We start from the raw sequence: 18,442 nt of genomic DNA, 5'->3' as shown, positions 1-18,442 counted from the left end.
GGGGATAAAGAGGTGGATAAAAAAAGCCTATTTTCAGAAAATATTGGAATAGTTGATTTTAATTTTGAAGATAATATTGAATCTAGTTCTACATCAAATCAAGACATTGCGGTAATTGGAATGTCAGGAAGATTTGGGAGAACTAGTTCAATTCAAGAATATTGGAATGACCTATTGAAAGGGAGAGATGGCATTAGACCTCTCCCTTTAGAAAGAAGAAAAGATATAATTGATTTTTTGAAATTTGGCAATGATGAAAAAATAAAAGAGCCAATTTCATTCTTAGAAAAAGCATACTTGGATAGAATAGATCAATTTGATAATAATTTATTTTCTTTGTCTCCAATGGAAGCGAGTACGATGGATCCAAACCAAAGAATTTTTCTAGAGACAGCTTGGGCAGCCATTGAAGATGCTGGATATGGTGGTGATAAACTGGTAGGTACAAATACAGGAGTTTATCTAGGTTTTTGTTCAATAGCATTAGAAAATTATTTATCTATGATTGAAAAAACAAATCATTCTTTAGTTGGTATATCCGCACCAGGAAATATAAGGTCTATTATTGCGAGTAGAATTAGTTATTTACTAGATTTAAGAGGACCAAGCATAGTAATTGATACAGCTTGTTCTTCATCTTTAACTGCACTACATATAGCGTGCCAAGCAATTCGTAATGGTGAATGCGATCAAGCGATTGTTGGTGGAGTTAAAATTAGCCTCATTCCTGCTCAAAGTCAGGAACTTTCAGATAGTGATATAGGCATTAATGCATCCAATGGTAGAACAAGAACTTTTGATGATAACTCAGATGGCACTGGAGCGGGGGAAGGTTCAGCTGCTGTGTTATTAAAGCCCTTAAGTCAAGCTTTAGAGGATAGAGATCAAATTTATGCAGTGATTAAGGGAAGTGCAATAAACCAAGATGGTAGTTCGGTTGGTATTACAGCACCAAATTCAACTGCACAAGAAGAAGTGATTGTTAAGGCGTGGGAAAATGCAAACATTGACCCGGAAACTATTTCATATATTGAAGCACATGGAACAGCTACAAAACTTGGAGATCCTGTTGAAATTGGAGGAATTGAAGGAGCTTTTCGAAGGTTTACCAATAAGAAACAATTTTGCGCTATAGGTTCTGTAAAAACAAATATTGGTCATTTAGACGCAGCAGCCGGAATAGCTGGATTGATAAAAGCGATACTAATTTTAAAGTCAGGGATAATTCCACCTAATTTACATTTTTCGGTACCTAATCGCAATATAAATTTTATAAATTCTCCAGTTTATATTAATGATTGTTTAAGAGAGATTGAGAAAAAAGATTTTCCAAGAAGATGTGGAGTTAGTTCGTTTGGTTTGAGTGGAACTAATTGTCATGTTGTTTTGGAGGAAGCACCTATAGTTAGAAAGGAAACGTACCCTACAGAAGATGAAGTACTTGCTTTATCATCCAAAAGTCTTAGTGGGTTAAAACAGTTAATTTATAATTATAGTCTTTTTTTAGAAGAAAAAAGAGATTTAGATTTAAAAGAAGTTTGTTATACAGCTAATACAGGCAGAGGTCATTATAATCATCGTTTAATTATTAACGTTAAAGATATGGAAGACTTACGTAATAAGATTAATCAGTTAGAAAATACAGATATACTTACTCAAGAAATACAAGGTGTTTTCTACGGGGAAAATAAAGTGATTAGTAAAAAAAGATTTCAAGGAAAAGCTGGAGAAATTACAGAATTTGAGAAACAAGATCTAAGTCGAGAAGCAGAGTTTATTATTAAACAGTGGAAAGAGTATTATGATAAAGAGTCACTTAATTATTTATGTCAATTATATATTCGTGGTGCAGATATTAATTGGAAATTAAAATATTCGGGGATTAAAGTAAATAAAATAAGTGTACCTAGCTATCCATTTGAAAAAAAACGTTGCTGGATTCAGAGGCAACAACAAAATTTGATGAGAGTAAACAACAAAAATGTTAAGCATCCTCTTCTCGATAAACTTGTAATAAGGTCAAAGGATACTGAAATATATACTACAAACTTTAGTACCAGTAGTCATTGGGAAATTAATGAACATAAGTTACATGACCATCATTTAATGCCTGGTACTGCTTTTATAGAGATGGCAAGAGAGGTTGGAAAGACTCATTACCAATCTCAGGATATTGAACTTAAAAATATTCTCTTTAGTAACCCTTTAATGATTGAGGAAGGTGAGTTAAAGGAAGTACATACGCATGTCAAAGTTAAAGATAATCACTTAGAGTTTTATATTTTTAGTTCAAAAGCAGATGGATATGAATATGAAACGCATGCTGAAGGAAGTATTTATCGAAATAACAAGTCCATAGAAGAAAAACATGATATTCAAGGAATTATAAGGAATTGTGATAAACATATAATTGTTAATTATGATGATTATACAGAGGGAAGGATTAGCGTTGGACCAAGGTGGAAAAATACGAGAAAGCTCCATATAGGCAATGATGAAATGCTCGTAGAATTGGATCTTGAAGTGGAATTTTCTACAGAGTTAGAGAAATATTACTTATATCCATCTTTATTGGATGGAGCAGTAAATGCTGCTAATGCATTAATGAATGACACATTATTCTTACCATTTCATTATGAAGGGATACGTATTGTTAAACCTATTCCCGCTAAATTTTATAGCTATATAAAAAGAAGAAAACAAATAGATAGCAGTGAAATTGCAAAGTTTGATATTAAGTTAATAAATGAAAATGGTGAAGTTTTTGGTGAAATAGAAAATTATTGTATAAAAAATGCTACAAATATTTATAAGAAGGTACGTAATAACTCAAATTTAAATAAACTATATCATAAAGTTGAATGGGTACCATCTTTAAATCAATTAAATCAATTAAAAGAATTAAAATCTTCTGGTGGTAAAATATTGGTATTTAAAGATAGTAATATTATGAGTGAAGAAATTATTCGTACATTGGACAGTGTAGGAATGAAAGTAATTGAAATCGAGCTCGGTAAGCATTACGAACAAATTAATGATCAGAAGTATAGAATATCTATTAATGAATTAGATTTTGAATATTTAAAGAAGGACTTGCATGAGGAAGAAATTACACACTGCTTATTTTTATGGAGTTTAGATAATCAAGAAATATATAATGAGAACCAGCTTCAAGAGCAAATAAATCGTGGAATAAATACTTTATTTTATCTAATAAAATTCATCGTGCAAATTAAAAATAAAGAGAGTATACAGCTGACTATCATAACTAATCATGCTTATAGTATTACAGGAGATGAAACCTCAATTCATCCGCATTATGCGAGTATTCATGGTTTATGTAAGGCAGTACGCTATGAATATCCTCATATATGTATTAAAGGTGTAGATATTGATAGGCAGGTCTCAGTAGAGCAAATCGCTCAGGAATTAACAGGGAATCAACAAGAATTTCTAGTTGCATATAGGGATGGAGTTAGATATATCGAAGAAATTTCGACTCACCAATTGGAGAATTATTCAAACCAAGAGGTGATTATTAAGGAACGAGGAGTATATATTATAACTGGTGGAACAGGTGGTATAGGCTTAGAAATCGGGAAATATCTTTCAACTGAAAATAATATAACTTTAATATTAATGAACCGCTCAAGTTTTCCTGTACGTGAAGAATGGCATGATATTTTAACGAGTTCAAAAGATATAAAATTAATTAATAAAATTAAGAAAATCCAGGAGATAGAAAGTCTTGGATCCAGTGTGAATCTAGTACAATGTGATGTTTCACGTAAAGAAGAGTTAGAAATAAATTTGCAAGGGATACGTGAAAAATATGGAAAAATTAACGGTATCATTCATAGTGCAGGAGTTGCTGGAGAAGGATTTATCCTTTTTAAAGATAAGCAGATTTTCGATGAAGTTTTTATGCCAAAAGTACATGGAACATGGTTGTTACATGATTTAACAAAACAAGAAGAGTTAGACTTTTTTATTATGTTTTCTTCATTAACGTCAATATTTGGTGCTCCAGGACAAAGTGATTATACAGCTGCTAATGCATATTTAGATTCCTTTGCAGATTACAGAAGAAGAAAGGGGAAACCTGCAACAACTATTAATTGGTGCGGATGGAATGAAACTGGAATGGCAGTAGAATATGGTGGCAATAATGTAAAAGGTCTGTTTAAAACTATTTCTTCTTTAGATGGAAGTAATAGCTTTGCGGATATTTTACAAAAAGATATATCGCGGATTTTAGTGGGAGAAATAGATATGGATGTTTTGAAGGAGTCATTATCATATGTACCAATTAAACTAAGTGATGAGCAAAAAGAAAATATGGAAAAAACAGATTTATTACAAATGACCAATCCCACTCCTGAAGAAATTAAAGATATTATCATCGTGGGGAAAGACCAAAAAGTACTAACGGAAACTGAAAAAAGAGTTAGCTACATATGGGCGAATGTTTTAGGGGTTAATGAATTAGATGTTTATGACAAGTTTTTTGAAATTGGAGGAGATTCCTTATTAGCTACCTATTTAATAAAAGAGTTGAATAAGAAATTCCCTAATGTAATTGATATTACGGATGTATTCTTATACCCTACAATATGTGAAATGGCGAGCTTTATTGATGATAAATTGTACCAGAATAATAAAGTTGAAGTGAAGGAAGAAAACAAGGAAATAGCAATTGATGAGATTTTAGAAAAGCTTACATCAGGTGAAATTGAAGTAAATAAAGCGAGTGAACTACTTAATTCAGCATCCGAAAATAAGTAAATTGCTATTCTTAAATAAAGAGTATTTTCTGTTAATAAGTATGGAAAGTACTCGTTTAAAGATATGGAATTTTATATGGGGGTTCAAAAATGGAACAAATAAAAAAATTTATTCTAGAACAAACTGCAAAAAATAATGTCACAGTACCAGAAGCAAAGAAATTATTATTAGAAATTCAACAGAACAGCGAGCAAGGTGAAAATGATATTGCTGTAATTGGGATATCTTGTAAATTCACTGATTGTGAAGACCAATATGAGTATTGGGATAAGCTTTTTAATGGGGAAAGTTGTTTTGTACCCTATACAGAAGAGAGAAGCAACTATTATAGAACAGTGTTTGATAATCCACATTATGCTGAATTTTTAGGTACTACTATTTTGTCAGGAGATGAAAATGAAGAAAAAGCACGTCATAAAGCTGGCTTTTTGAGTGACATTGATAAGTTTGATGCAGCATTTTTTAATATTCCACCAAGAGAAGCTAAATTTATGGATCCTTCTCAAAGATTATTTTTGCAAACTGCATGGAGTGCAATCGAAGATGCTGGATACGGTGGGAAGAAAATTGTTGGTACAAATACGGGAGTATTTGTTGGACGAGATGGTACTTCAAGTACATTTTATAAATTCATTACGGAAAGCGATCCTATGCATTTAACAGGAACCTGGGAGGGAATTTTAGCTAGTCGAATTAATTATATTTTTAATTTACGTGGTCCAAGTATGGTAATTGATACAGCTTGTTCCTCTGGATTAGTGTCCATCCATGCAGCTTGTCAATCCCTTAGAAACAAAGAATGTGATTATGCTATTGCAGGTGGAATTTCACTAGGAACTTCGGCGGTCGCTGAAGATGAGGATGGAAAAGGTGATGCTTTAACATCAGTTGCGTCCAATGATAATCTGGTCAGAACGTTTGATAGAAAGTCCACTGGAACAGTATTTGGTGAAGGAGTTACTGCTGTATTATTAAAACCACTTAATAAAGCAATAGCTGATAAAGATTCTATTTATGCTGTAATTAAAGGAAGTGCGATTAATAATGATGGAGCGTCTAATGGAATTACAGCTCCAAACCCTGCAGCTCAAGAGGATGTAATTGTTAAAGCATGGGAACAAGCAAAGATAAATCCAGAAACTATTTCATATATTGAAGCGCACGGTACAGGCACTTTATTGGGGGATCCTATTGAAATTAAAGGGTTAACAGGAGCATTTAGAAAATATACAAATAAAAAGCAATTCTGTGGCATTGGTTCAGTAAAAACAAATATGGGGCATTTGGTTGGAGCATCTGGTATAGCTGGAGCATTAAAGGTAATTTTAAGTTTAAAAGAAAAGAAACTTCCTGCTAGTTTGAACTTTGATGAGCCAAATCCACATATTAACTTCTGTGAGTCTCCTTTATATGTAATAGATAAATTAAGGGATTGGAAATCAAATGAAGCCCCTCGTAGAGCGGGTATAAGTAGCTTTGGTTTTAGTGGGACAAATTGTCATATAGTTTTAGAAGAGGCCCCTCAAATGGTGCAAGAAACTGAATCAAATGATAATAGAGATTATATCTTAACTTTGTCTGGTAAAAGTAAAAGTTCACTACAGGAGCTTATCAAAAAATACTATAAATTTGTTGAAAGAAGAGAGCAAAATAATTTAGGTAATATTTGTTATACAGCTAATACAGGGCGCGGCCATTATGATTATCGATTAGTACTGAAATTAAAGGATTTTGAAGATTTTAAACAAAAAATAACTTTATTACAAGAAAAAGGTTTAGAACAAGAACAAGATCATGGGATTTATTATGGATTTAATAAAGTGGTTTCTGATAGAAAGAAAATAAAAGAAGAAGGTGAGATTACAGAAGGGGAAAAAAGGGAATTAAGCAAATTAGCAAATTCTATCATTAACGAAATGTTAGAAGTAGATGACGAAAATCATAATAAATTAATGGGTGAATTAGGTGAATTATACATTAAGGGGGCAAATATTGATTGGGATTTATTATATAAAGATCAAAATAGAGTAAAAGTAAACCTTCCGGTATACCCTTTTGAAAAAAAAGTATACTGGGGTGACGTTAAAGTATCTAAATTAAAAGATATGAACAATATGAAAAAAGAATTTTCACATCCTATGATAGACCGTTGTATAGTCAAATCAATGAACATAGATATTTATGAATCTGAGCTTAGCATCGACCGTCATTGGACATTAAGTGATCATGTGTTTTTTGAGAATTCTCTTTTACCTGGAACTGCTTATCTTGAAATTGGTAGAGAATTTGGATCTATGTATTATCCCGAAAAAAATATTGAATTAAGAAATATTACCTTCTTGACGCCTATTTCTGTAGAGAAGGATGAAGAGAAAACGGTCCAATATATTATAAAGAAAGAAAAAGAATATATTGAATTAAATATTGTAAGTCAAGTCAACCAACTTCAAACAGAAGTGGATGATGAATGGGTGACACACGTCTCTATGAAAATTTCGCCAAATCTTGATACTAATACTGGACTGCGTGATTTAGAGAGAATACGTAATGGGGAAGACATGATAGAGATTGAAGTTAATAAGGAAGAATTGTCAAAAGAAAAAAATATTTACTTCGGACCGCGATGGTTAAACCTTAACTATGTATCACGAAGTGAAAAGAATGTATTTGCGGAGCTTAATATACCGAATGAACTTAAAGATGATTTAAAGGAATATCCTTTGCATCCTGGTATGATGGATAATGCAGTTAACGCTGCTACGCAAAGCTTTGGAAGAGGCGGTTTGTATCTCCCACTTTCATATAAGAGTATAAAACTCTTTGGCCCAATGCCGGAACATTTCTTTAGTCATATTAGAAAAAAAGAGAGTAAGGATAACAACTTAGAAACTTTAAGTTTTGATGTTTCACTTATTGATGGAGAAGGTAAGCCTTTTGCGGAAGTCACTGATTATACAATGAAAAAAGTGCAAATACACACATTTGATCAAGCTACTAAACTTCATAATTATTACCAAGTGGATTGGACATTAAATGAAAAATTAAAAGTGAATAATAGATCTGTTAAGGGAACTGTTGTCTTATTAAAAGATCAGAAAGATTTTGCACAAAAACTTATCCCGTTGTTGAAAAATGAATCAACTAAGATTATAGAAGTGGAATTAGGTTCCAATTATCAAAAAGTAGCAGAAAATTATTATGTAGTTGATGGTACTGAAGAAAGTTACACTCGTTTATTTAAAGATATAAAAGAAATTAATCATATTATTCATACACAATCAATATTTGAATTTTCAGATTTATTAGGTTTGAACAGGATGAAAAAGTATCAAACGATGGCATTAGATAGTTTATTTTATATAAGTAAAGCGTTAAGTAAAGCAAAAGTTAATAATGAAATTCGTATTTCATTAATTTCTGATTATGTCAATGAAGTAACAAAAACAGAGGAATCAATTATTCCAAGCCATGCAGCTCTGTTTGGTTTAGCGAAAGTTGTGGCTCAAGAATTTCCTAATTTAGAGATTCAGTGTATTGATATGGATGGAAATACTGAGATTTCGCAGATTGCTTCTGAAATCACTAGCACAGAACGATTGTTCTGTGTAGCTTATCGAAATAATAAACGCTATATAGAAGAACTTCAAAAAGTAGATTGGGATAAGGCAATAAGGCAAGATATAAAAATTAAAGATACAGGATCGTATATAATTACTGGTGGAACAGGAGGAATAGGCTTAGCTATTGCAGAGTATTTAGCTTTAAATAATGCAAAAAATATATGCTTAGTTAATCGTTCTAAGTTCCCGGATCGTAATCAATGGGATGATATTCTTAGACAAGAAGAGAAGGGTAATGAAAGGCTTTTCTCTAAAATCGAAAAAATAAGAAAAATCGAAGAGCTAGGGGCGAATGTCATTTGTTACAGTGGAGATATTTGTGACTATGAGCAAACAAATAATATTTTAAAAAGTATTAGAGATAATTACGGTAAAATTAATGGCGTGTTTCACTGTGCTGGTGTTGCAGGAGATGGCTTTATTTTTAGAAAAGAAAAGGTTGTATTTGATGAAGTTACGCATCCAAAAATTGAAGGAACTTGGTTAATTGATCATTTAACAATGGAAGATAATATAGATTTATTTGTACTATTTTCTTCTATTGCAACTTTATTTGGTGGAAGAGGACAAGGAGATTATGTGGCAGCTAATTCATATCTAGATGCTTTTAGTAGCTATCGAAATCTAAGAGGACAGAAGACTATTACAATCAATTGGCCAGCCTGGAATGAAGTTGGAATGGCTGTTGATCATAAAGTTTCTGAGGAGGTAGTTTTATTTAAATCAATTAGTAACAATAGGGCTTATCAGGTTTTAGATGAAATTTTGGATATAAACTTATCAAACTTTATTCCAGCAGAGCTTAATCTAGAATTATTAAACTCTATACGTGAACAATTACCAATCCATTTATCTAAACAAATCGAAACGTCTTTAAATAAAATCAGTCATCTACATGTAGAGAATAAAGATTTGGAGAGAAACTTTAAAGGAGAGGTAAATCTTCAAGGAAAAGGAGAATATACAAAAACAGAAAGAACATTAGCGTATATTTATGCGTCTGGATTAGATTTAAATGAAATTGACATTTATGAAAGCTTCCATGCTATGGGGGGAGATTCTATTATTGCAATGGAATTATTTAAAGAAATTGATAAAGAATTTGTTGGGCTAGTTGATATTTCTGATATGTTTTCGTATCCAAGTATAGTAGAAATGGCTGATTATATTGATAGTAAAATAAATAAGAAAAGTTAATTATGGAAATTATAAGGAATTTTAAATTATGAAATTTTTTAGGAATGGTGGTTTCTAGTTGCTTTTAGTCATTCACTAAAGACAGTTTAACGATAATATATAAATAAGGATATATAGATCAGATAGTAAAATTAAAATTCATATAAGACTAAATATAAATTTTATGAAAGAATCCTTTATAGTTAGATTGGCTAATAAAGCTAGAGAATGGATATAAAATTATCTTAATCTATAGAAGGGTACATTGAGTTAATTTCATCGGGGTTATAGAAGAAATTTTAGTATGTCCAGCAGTCTTAATGAAAGAAGACTGCTGGATTTTTTTGTGAATTTGAGAATGAATATTTTATTTTTATCAACATTAAAGGGTTATTGGTTTAAACAAATTCTTATCCCAAGGTAACACGCGCTTTGGAGAGAAATCAATATTGTACTTCGTACACATATATGATTTAGAAGGAGTGAATTATTCTGGAAAGAAATAGAGAAATAGAATTGATAAAGTATCAAATTAATATAATAAAAGAATTAATTACAAATAATGAGCAACCCTTTTATATAGTAGTAGTAAAATATTTATTTGAAGAAGTACAAGTTATGGCGCTATTAAATATTTTGAGTATATTTAAGGCGAGATTGGAGAATAAAAAAATTGCGGAGTTCAATAAAAATGATGTGTTGTTCAAAAAATTCAATATTAATATGAACAGCTTGTATGCTGCTGTAGAGCCAAGTGTAATAGAGTTTAATTACTATGTATGTAAAATTTTTTATCAAAAAATTGATATAAAAATCTTGATTAATAGTTTAAAAGAACAAAGCATATACTATTCCGTATGCTCTTACTTATTAAATCAAATTGATCAAAAGGAATTAATGAGTGAGTATAGTGTCTAGGAGGACGACCATTATTGAATAGAGGATTTGAGATGAATGTAAAAAATGTCCTATCTAAGAGAGAATAAGCCATTCTAAAAAGGCTAGTTTTATACGTAGATTAACAGTGCAACATTGAATATGTTTATAAAGGAATAGAAAAAACTTTTTAGAAAGTATATATGATGCGTTTATTCATAAATTTAATAATCAATATAGTGAAAAAGCATGATATAATAAACAAAAATGTATTATTATTACATTGATTTAAAAGCTAATTTAGTAATAGTCATATCTCTTTATTCTATAAAATAATCTATTAATGTTATGGGAGGAATGTAATGCACCAAGGAGAAATCATAGCTTTTTATAGAAAAAAGCTAGGTCTAACTCAAGATAAACTAGGTGAAGGTATCTGTTCGAAAACTCATATTAGCAAAATAGAAAAAGGTACGACAGATGTATCTTCCGAGATCATTACACTTTTGTGTAAAAGATTGGGGATTGATATATCTTTAGAAAAGAATAAATTTTCAGATTTACACAAAAAAATATATCAATGGCATGATTATCTTATTAAGGAAAATGATAAGCAAATAGAGAGGTTAAAAATCGAAATAGAACAAGTAGAGTTGCTAGAAAAAACCATTTACTATCCTCTTTATCAAATATTAGAATCTAGGTATTATTTGTATAAAAATGATACTAACAGATGTGAAAAATTGTTGGGGATTTTAAGGGGGAAATGCAAAGAATTACCTCAATTTGAAATGGATATGCTGCATCATGTATACGGAATTTTTTTTATTAAGAGTAATCAATATCAAGAGGCCTTAAATTATCTCAAGAAAATAAATGAAAATATTTACAATTGTAAAGAATACTATTATCATTTGGCACTTACCTATTTTTCTTTAGATTTTAAAGTCTTATCTTATTCTTATGCTAGTAAGGCATTGGATTATTTTAGAGAAATTAACCATTTTAAAAGAATTCATGATGTGAAAATATTAATGCTCATGTTAATAGAAGATGAGTGTATTGATGATTTTTCAGTAATTTTTGATGATTATCAAAAATTACTAGAGGTCTGTAATTTTTTTAAGGATGATTTTACTAAAGCTAAATTATATAATAATTTAGCTTATCAGTTATATAAAAGAGAAAAATTTGAGGAATCTATTCAATATTACAGGCAGGCTTTATTTTTAAAAGATCAATATACTGTTAGCTATTTAAAATCTTTACATGGTTATATTAGATCTGGATTAATGATTGACTTGTCGAAAAAAGAAATTATAACCATGTTGAATAAAGGATTAGGTATTTCTAAGAAAATAAAAAATGAATATTATAATGTTTTGTTGAAAAAATATTATTTAAAATTAGAAGATGATGAATCATATTATAAATACCTAGAACAAATTGCTTTCCCTTTTTTTTTAGAAAAAGGGAAATATGAGGAGTTAGAAAATTGTGGGCATGAATTACTTGTTTATTATAATAATACTGGGCAATATAAAAAGGGGATTAATTTAGCAATAACTTTAACAAAATCATAGATAGGGGTATATATAGTGAGGGGAATATTGAAAAAGTTTCGTTATTTTCTATACTGTTTTTCTTTTTTATGTGTGGGAAATTTAATCGATGCTTCAGTCCAAAATAGTGTTGAACTTAATACTACGGAATATCTATGTAGTGAAGATAAAGATTTACCAGATGTATAAGATTTACTTGAAAAGAGAAAGTTTCCTTTATAGTTAAATGAATTTTATATGTTTATTTAAAAGTACAGGTTTTGGTATGTGTATAGTTATAACATCTCGTACTGAATTTATAAGAATATTGCAAGGTAAATTTAATTAACATGGGTTTGTATAGTAATAAGTAGCGAAAAAGAACCAACTTATACAGGTTGGTTCTTTTTTTGAATATAAAATATTTTCCCTATGTGCTAAGAGTTTGAAGTACTAAATTACTATTAAGGTAAATTTATATCTAAATAAAGAGAAGGTTATAAACTTTTGATCAAAACGATGATGGGGGTTATTAATTTTAATAGTATATTAAGTTAAATCTTGGTGTATAATTCTATGACAAATTCATCTCTTCTATTCCAAGTTGTTTTTCTTAAGTAAGTTGCTTTTTCAAGTACTGATTTGAGAAGATGATTTTTCTTGTCAATGTCCTCTGTTACATAATACGCTTCTAATACATTACGTATTTTTGGAACAAACTCATGCATATGTTTCTCTTTTTCTGCTATATATTTAATTTCTTGCTCAAGTTGTTCAATTTCTTCTTGAGTAGTTTTTAAACGTAGTACAATAGATTTTTGTCGTTCTAAAAAAGTTTCAATATCGTATACCCCCTTCTCCAATAAATCATGAAGTTTATTTTTTTGTTTTTGTAAATCATTAACTTGTTGCTCCTTTCTTTCTACAGCCTTTTGTTGTAGTTGAATATTATTTTTTGACTGCTTTTTTTCTACCATATTTTTTTGTATCTCAAAGCTTTCAATAATTTGTTGTAATCCATCGAGTATGCGTTGTTCAACGAGTGCCAAAGCAGCCCCTTTTTGAATCCCTTTACACGATGGCTGTACGCAACGCACTTGAGGATTAGGTCGATCTTTTCGAGGCTGATAAAGCATGGAATGACCACATAGTTCGCATAATAAGATGCCCGCCAATGGATTGGAAAGTTTTTTTGTTTTGATTGTGGGAGGTCTCCAGCGTTTACTGTGAGCCATATTGGCCTTTTGAAATAACTCTTCTGATACAAGTGGAGGATGAGCGTTATCATGTCGTTGCCATCTTTCTTTCGGCACTTTCTTTCGAATGTATTTCCCATTTTGTTTGGTATAACGTATCTTTCCCCAAATAATGTGACCAAGATATACTTCGTTTTTTGTAATGGAAGAGATAGTTGAAGGATTCCAATATTCACCTTTGGGGGGAGAAATACCTAACCTGTCTAATTCTTGAGCGATTGCTTGTCTTCCCATTCCATTTACCATTAGTTTGAAGATTATCGGTATAACCCAACTTTTTTCAGGGTCAGGATAAAGTTTTAAGTTATTATCTCGTAAGTATCCATAAGCTGGCACGCGAGAGATAGATTTTCCTTCTTTTGCAGAAGCTCTTCTACCACGCTGCATCCGTTTAACAATTGTTTTTAATTCTTCTCGAGCAATTAAAGATTTGATACTGAAGGTTAATTCCTGATTTTCATCATTTGGATTAATAATTTCTGTTGGTGTAATGATGAATGTTTCTGAGTAGCAAAACACACGATAAATGGTCCCTTGATCTACCATATCCCCACGACCAAGACGGTCTAAATCCATTACTAAAACTGCATCAGCGATACCTGATTCTACTTCACGAAGAAGTTTTTGCATCATAGGTCGTTCAGATATATATTCACCGGAAACAACTTCTTCAAAGATATCAATAATATTATGATGCTCTTTATGAGCGAGTTCTAATAACTGAGTACGATGACGTTCAAGTGTATCATAATGTTGTCCATGTTCTATCGCCTTTTTTTCCTCTTCAAGGTCTTTTCGACTTTTACGTAAATAGATGAATACATCAAGTTCTTGTGGATGGTACATTAGTTTCACCTACCAACTTGTCTATTATTATTATTGTTATAGATATGTATGGCTAGCTTGTCCTATGAAAATGATAGTTCGTCTTTTTTCCTGTCTTGCATACATATAATGCAAGGGGGGATATGATGAAAGAATTTCAATTTGGTAATACAAAAGTCATTATTCATTCACCACTTGCATTAATGGAAAAAGAGGAACAAAAAGAATGGTTTCAACAAGAATGGGAAAAGAAAAATCCAATTTTAAGGTCTATAGTTGAAGCAGCAATAAGTTGCCAAGAAGATGAAAAATAAAAAGAGCATTCTCTTTTCTTAAGAGATATGCTCTTCTTTTTTTCGTTAAATTATTCATCAACATAAATAATTGTTTTTTATTGTGAATAGCTTTTTTAGTTCTGTAAATAATAATCTTGATCATTGTTATGGAGGATAGGTGAAGCTTGAGATAGATCAATACCTTTCTCTAAAGTTTCTAATAAGTAATATCCAAGTGCTTTATCCTGTTGTATCAAGTTATGTAATAGGGTGCTTGCGCGAGCAATTCTATATTTTGTTTCATCAAGGGTTAAGGATGAATTATCTATTGTAATGAGGTGAAGCTCATCTTGTAGCTTTTGTAATAATGAAAGTTGAATGGTATCCGTCTTTCCCGTTTCAAGATTACTTAAATAAGCTGGTGATACACCAAGCTGTTTTGCAAAAGTGTTTAATCCAATTCCTTTTTGAGTGCGAAGTGTACGAATGTGTTTACCAATTTCATTTATCATAAGACTAACCTCCACGGATTTATTGAAAGGAATATGTAAAATGAATAAGCAAAAGAAAATTACAATTACATCAGTAAGCTATGTTCATGATCCAGAATCAGCTCGAAAGTGGTTTGAAGCATATATCAAGATTGTTGAAAAAGAATTAGTTAAAGCAATTAATAAGGACTAGCTGCTATTTTTGATACATACAGTGTAAATAGAACATCATGAGAGGAGGTCCTGAATTGAAGACCGTTGCATATTATAGAAGTTCAATTGATTCTCAGGAAAACTCAATCGAAATGCAACAAAATTCAGTTCTTACTCGCTCCATTGATATGGCATTGATTATCGATGAAGAATATATTGATGAAGCGGTATCAGCCCGAAAAATCGGTTTAAAAAAGCGTTCAGCCCTACAAAAATTATTACAAGATATCAAAAATAATAATGTCGAAACCTTATTTGTATTTAAGCGAGATCGACTAGTAAGAAATGTAATGGAGTATTATGAAATTTATCAAATACTAAGAAATAAGAAGATAAATGTTATTTTAACTGCACCAAATGAGCCACCAGTTTACTACACACCAATTGGTGAGTATCTTGAATTAATTATGGCGGGTATGGCCCAACGTGAAGGCGAACAAATTATTGAACGTTTAAAGCAAACATTAAAGTCAAATTTTCAAAGTGGTAAAAACCCAGGACGTCTTCCGTATGGTTTCAAATGGAATAAAGAAACGAAAGAAATTGAATTGATTGATGAACAGGTACAAATTGTTAAAAGGATTTATCAAGAGCTTGTATCGGGAAAATATGAATCCTTGAAAGAACTTTGTAGTGTATTAGGCTTGAAGGAAAACGGTAAGTTTTGGACTTCGGCTGATATAAGAAAAATTGCATTAAACCCGACATATATTGGATTGCGTACTATGAATATTTTTTGATGAAGATGTTACTAGTAAATATGAAAGACTTTCCATTATTGATAAGAATACATGGGAAAAAGCATGTAGTATTGTCACTGTTTTATCTCCCAAAAAGACTCACCAAGATTATGTATTCGAACAAGTGTTATTTCCATTGCAAGACTTACTAATTTGTTCGAAATGTAATGAATCATTACAAAAGGTAAAGGCTAGAAGAAAAGACAATTTAAAATATAAATGTTTAAACCATTCTTCAGTTTACGTTTTTAAGAGTACAATTGAACCATTAGTCTTTGAACGCTGCAAAGAATATTTTCATAGCCTACTCACTTCTCATTTCTATGAATTATTTGATCGATATGAACAGGATGCTAAGAAGCAAGTAAAACAGAAAATACAAACCATTGAAGAGAAAATCAAGCTTATGAATGAAAAGTTAATTACAAAAGTAGATACGTGGTATCACGAAACTGATGCACCTTATAAGGAACAGAAAGAAATCGAAATTATGGCTCTGTATGATGAGCTGGCAAAATATAAAAAACAAAAAGAACAGGTAATACAGGAATTAAGTGATGTAAAGCAATTACGTGAAAAGATAAGTAATTACCAATCCTCTATCTCATTGTCCTATGATGATATAAAGGAGAATCGACAGTTAGGTTCCTTTTTTCAAGATTTAATACAACAAGTTAAAACCGACGGAAAGAACTGCGAAATTGTTTTTAAACACCCATTCTTACGTACTCAAGAGGTGTTAACATCATGAAGCTTTCTCATATATTACAACCAAATATGAAGGCTGCTTTTTATGGCCGTCATTCTACGGATAAACAAGACATGGATATGCAATTGAATTCGGTTATGGAAGTGATTCGCAAATATGATTGCATTCATACTCATTCTTTTCTTGATAAGGCTGTTTCTGCTCGTAAAAATAAAATTACAAGTAGGAAAGAACTTGAAAATATGTTCGAAGCGGCAAAAAGAAAAGAATTTGATTTTGTCATTGTTTATAAAAGTGATCGTTTGGCCAGAGATCCTCTTGAGCATCAAACGATACGTATTGTCATGAAGACACTAGATATTCCCATCATTATTAGTTCAACCGAGAGTGTGTACAATACTGATACTGACTTGATTGTGCAACTTATGGAAGATGGTTTTACTAAATATGAAGTTGACACCATTATAGCCAGAACAAGATCAGGTTTAGAAAACAAAGCAAAACAAGGGAAATGGCTTGGTGGTAAGCCGCCATTTGGTTACACATATGATAAGAATAGTGAGCAATTTATTGAACACACCGAAGAGCTTTGCTATGTAAAAGAAATCTTCAATTTATATGTAAATGGTCATGGGTTTCAGTATATTGCTCATACACTCCCTAACGGTTCCCGCCGCGGAAAAGATTGGGGGAAAGAGAATGTAAAGGCGATTGTGCTTAATCCTTTTTATTGTGGTTTATTATCATGGCGTCGACAAACAGATGGAAAGCAAAATGAAAGGGATATTTGGATTGAAGCCCCGAATCACTATGTGAAACCAATTATTTCACGAACGACATGGGAAGCATGTTGGCGTATATATTCAGAGAAACGTAATGGAAACATGGTGCCTAAGCATTATAAGACAAGTTTTCTGCTACAAGGGCTGCTTTCTTGTGAAAAGTGCCAAGAATTAATGAAAACAAAGAATCAACAAACAGTAAGCTCTACAAATAAAAAGTATGGAGGGAAAATTTATTTCTGCCCTAACTGTAAATTAAGAATAGAGGCAAACCTCCTTCATGATAAAGTAGTGAATCAAACACTTACTGATGTGAAAATAAGTGGATTTCATAATGTATATCATGCGATAGAACAAAAAATTCAGTATGAGATACAAGAACTGAATAACAATATTCAAAAACATCAGCGTCTCTATGAAAACCACATCATCAAGCTTCACAATATTACAGAAGAACTCAAACAGCGTATGAAAAATAATGACGATAAACGTTTTTTGAAGTCTTTGGCGATTTATCGTTCGGATGTACAGCGAAAACTAGATGGGATCATACAACAAATAAACAACTTTAAACAGCAAATCACCCTCAAAGAAAAAGTCGAGAAAAGTAAGGAAATATGGTTACATACTTTGAATGAAGTATTTCAAGATGATGTCAAGCTTCAAGAAATAAGCGATATGGATAAAAGACGATTTTTATTACCTCTCATTCAATCTGTATCCATTAAAGAAAATAAAAAGCGTAACGAGTATGATATTTCATTACAGTTACGAACCGATTTTTCAAAGCGTGATGTAAAAAAACAAATCAGCTTGATTTTGTAAAACAGCTATCACACATTGGTGGCTGTTTTTTCGTTATTGATGTATCGGTATTTGGGTTGAACTGTAGATGAAAATTCTTTTGCTACTCGGTGATTAGGAAGGAGTGGTATACCACTCCTTCCTAATCACCGAGTTTGATACTCTTGGAAAAGAGCTTGTATCTTAGGGATAAAGGGATTGTCGTTGTTTATTATTATGGACAGTGATTTAGAGAAATAAACGTACTCGGTGATTAGGGATAAGAAAATATTTAAGACATTTGAGATTTCGGTAATTGAGTATATAAAAAATACGCTGTTATTTTTGGTGTAAAGAGATAGGAGAAATT

11 protein-coding genes are annotated in these 18,442 nt (G+C 31.2%); 9 read left to right on the top strand and 2 right to left on the bottom strand.

The genetic code is table 11. The features are described 5' to 3' along the window. Window positions 1-12 precede the first annotated feature (12 nt). From B9A45_RS27570 to B9A45_RS27555, 4 genes are all read left to right on the top strand, one after another. On the top strand, window positions 13-4,785 hold the full coding sequence (locus B9A45_RS27570) for an SDR family NAD(P)-dependent oxidoreductase (protein ID WP_084065529.1): 4,773 nt from the start codon (window positions 13-15) through the stop codon (window positions 4,783-4,785). An 89-nt stretch (window positions 4,786-4,874) separates the two neighbouring features. Next, a complete protein-coding gene (locus B9A45_RS27565; RefSeq protein ID WP_084065528.1) occupies window positions 4,875-9,602 on the top strand; it encodes a type I polyketide synthase in 4,728 nt (1,575 codons plus the stop codon). Between the two features lie 495 nt (window positions 9,603-10,097). After that, window positions 10,098-10,499: a hypothetical protein gene (locus B9A45_RS27560; protein WP_084065527.1), complete on the top strand. Its 402-nt coding sequence runs from the start codon at window positions 10,098-10,100 to the stop codon at window positions 10,497-10,499. Window positions 10,500-10,819: 320 nt separating this feature from the next. Next, a complete protein-coding gene (locus B9A45_RS27555; RefSeq protein ID WP_084065526.1) occupies window positions 10,820-12,040 on the top strand; it encodes a helix-turn-helix domain-containing protein in 1,221 nt (406 codons plus the stop codon). Window positions 12,041-12,552: 512 nt separating this feature from the next. Here the strand turns inward: B9A45_RS27555 and B9A45_RS27550 are convergent. Further along, a complete protein-coding gene (locus tag B9A45_RS27550; RefSeq protein ID WP_061885389.1) occupies window positions 12,553-14,100 on the bottom strand; it encodes a recombinase family protein in 1,548 nt (515 codons plus the stop codon). Window positions 14,101-14,225: 125 nt separating this feature from the next. Between B9A45_RS27550 and B9A45_RS32380 the strand changes: the two genes are divergently transcribed. After that, entirely contained in the window at window positions 14,226-14,393 is a 168-nt protein-coding gene (locus B9A45_RS32380) for a hypothetical protein (protein WP_179135410.1), read from the top strand. Between the two features lie 95 nt (window positions 14,394-14,488). On the opposite strand, the gene B9A45_RS27545 is transcribed toward B9A45_RS32380, so the two are convergent. Then, complete coding sequence (locus B9A45_RS27545; RefSeq protein WP_084065525.1) at window positions 14,489-14,866, bottom strand: helix-turn-helix domain-containing protein; 378 nt, start codon at window positions 14,864-14,866, stop codon at window positions 14,489-14,491. Window positions 14,867-14,906: 40 nt separating this feature from the next. Here B9A45_RS27545 and B9A45_RS32970 point away from each other — a divergent pair, with 40 nt between their 5' ends. The 4 genes from B9A45_RS32970 (at window position 14,907) to B9A45_RS27535 (ending at window position 18,114) form a co-directional block, all read left to right on the top strand. Continuing rightward, window positions 14,907-15,038: a hypothetical protein gene (locus tag B9A45_RS32970; protein WP_256891720.1), complete on the top strand. Its 132-nt coding sequence runs from the start codon at window positions 14,907-14,909 to the stop codon at window positions 15,036-15,038. 55 nt (window positions 15,039-15,093) lie between these two features. Then, window positions 15,094-15,798, top strand: coding sequence for a recombinase family protein (locus B9A45_RS32965; RefSeq protein ID WP_256891719.1), 705 nt, complete (start codon window positions 15,094-15,096; stop codon window positions 15,796-15,798). A gap of 136 nt (window positions 15,799-15,934) precedes the next feature. Then, window positions 15,935-16,549 carry a hypothetical protein gene (locus B9A45_RS32960; protein WP_256891718.1) on the top strand — a complete coding sequence of 205 codons (615 nt, stop codon included), beginning with the start codon at window positions 15,935-15,937 and terminating at the stop codon, window positions 16,547-16,549. Then, window positions 16,546-18,114 carry a recombinase family protein gene (locus B9A45_RS27535; protein ID WP_084065524.1) on the top strand — a complete coding sequence of 523 codons (1,569 nt, stop codon included), beginning with the start codon at window positions 16,546-16,548 and terminating at the stop codon, window positions 18,112-18,114. Before B9A45_RS32960 ends, B9A45_RS27535 begins: the two co-directional genes overlap by 4 nt. Window positions 18,115-18,442: the final 328 nt, after the last annotated feature.

This window comes from Bacillus sp. JKS001846, assembly GCF_900176455.1.
GTDB classification, from domain to species: Bacteria; Bacillota; Bacilli; order Bacillales; family Bacillaceae_G; genus Bacillus_A; species Bacillus_A cereus.
The sequence above is the reverse complement of the archived record's forward strand: the minus strand, read 5'-3'. Positions and strand labels throughout refer to the sequence as shown.

Bases quoted from the DNA above. Each gene is read 5' to 3' on its own strand.
- B9A45_RS27565 (WP_084065528.1), top strand. From the start codon at position 4,875: ATGGAACAAATAAAAAAATTTATTCTAGAACAAACTGCAAAAAATAAT.
- B9A45_RS27555 (WP_084065526.1), top strand. From the start codon at position 10,820: ATGCACCAAGGAGAAATCATAGCTTTTTATAGAAAAAAGCTAGGTCTA.
- B9A45_RS27550 (WP_061885389.1), bottom strand. From the start codon at position 14,100: ATGTACCATCCACAAGAACTTGATGTATTCATCTATTTACGTAAAAGT.
- B9A45_RS32380 (WP_179135410.1), top strand. From the start codon at position 14,226: ATGAAAGAATTTCAATTTGGTAATACAAAAGTCATTATTCATTCACCA.
- B9A45_RS27545 (WP_084065525.1), bottom strand. From the start codon at position 14,866: ATGATAAATGAAATTGGTAAACACATTCGTACACTTCGCACTCAAAAA.
- B9A45_RS32970 (WP_256891720.1), top strand. From the start codon at position 14,907: ATGAATAAGCAAAAGAAAATTACAATTACATCAGTAAGCTATGTTCAT.
- B9A45_RS27535 (WP_084065524.1), top strand. From the start codon at position 16,546: ATGAAGCTTTCTCATATATTACAACCAAATATGAAGGCTGCTTTTTAT.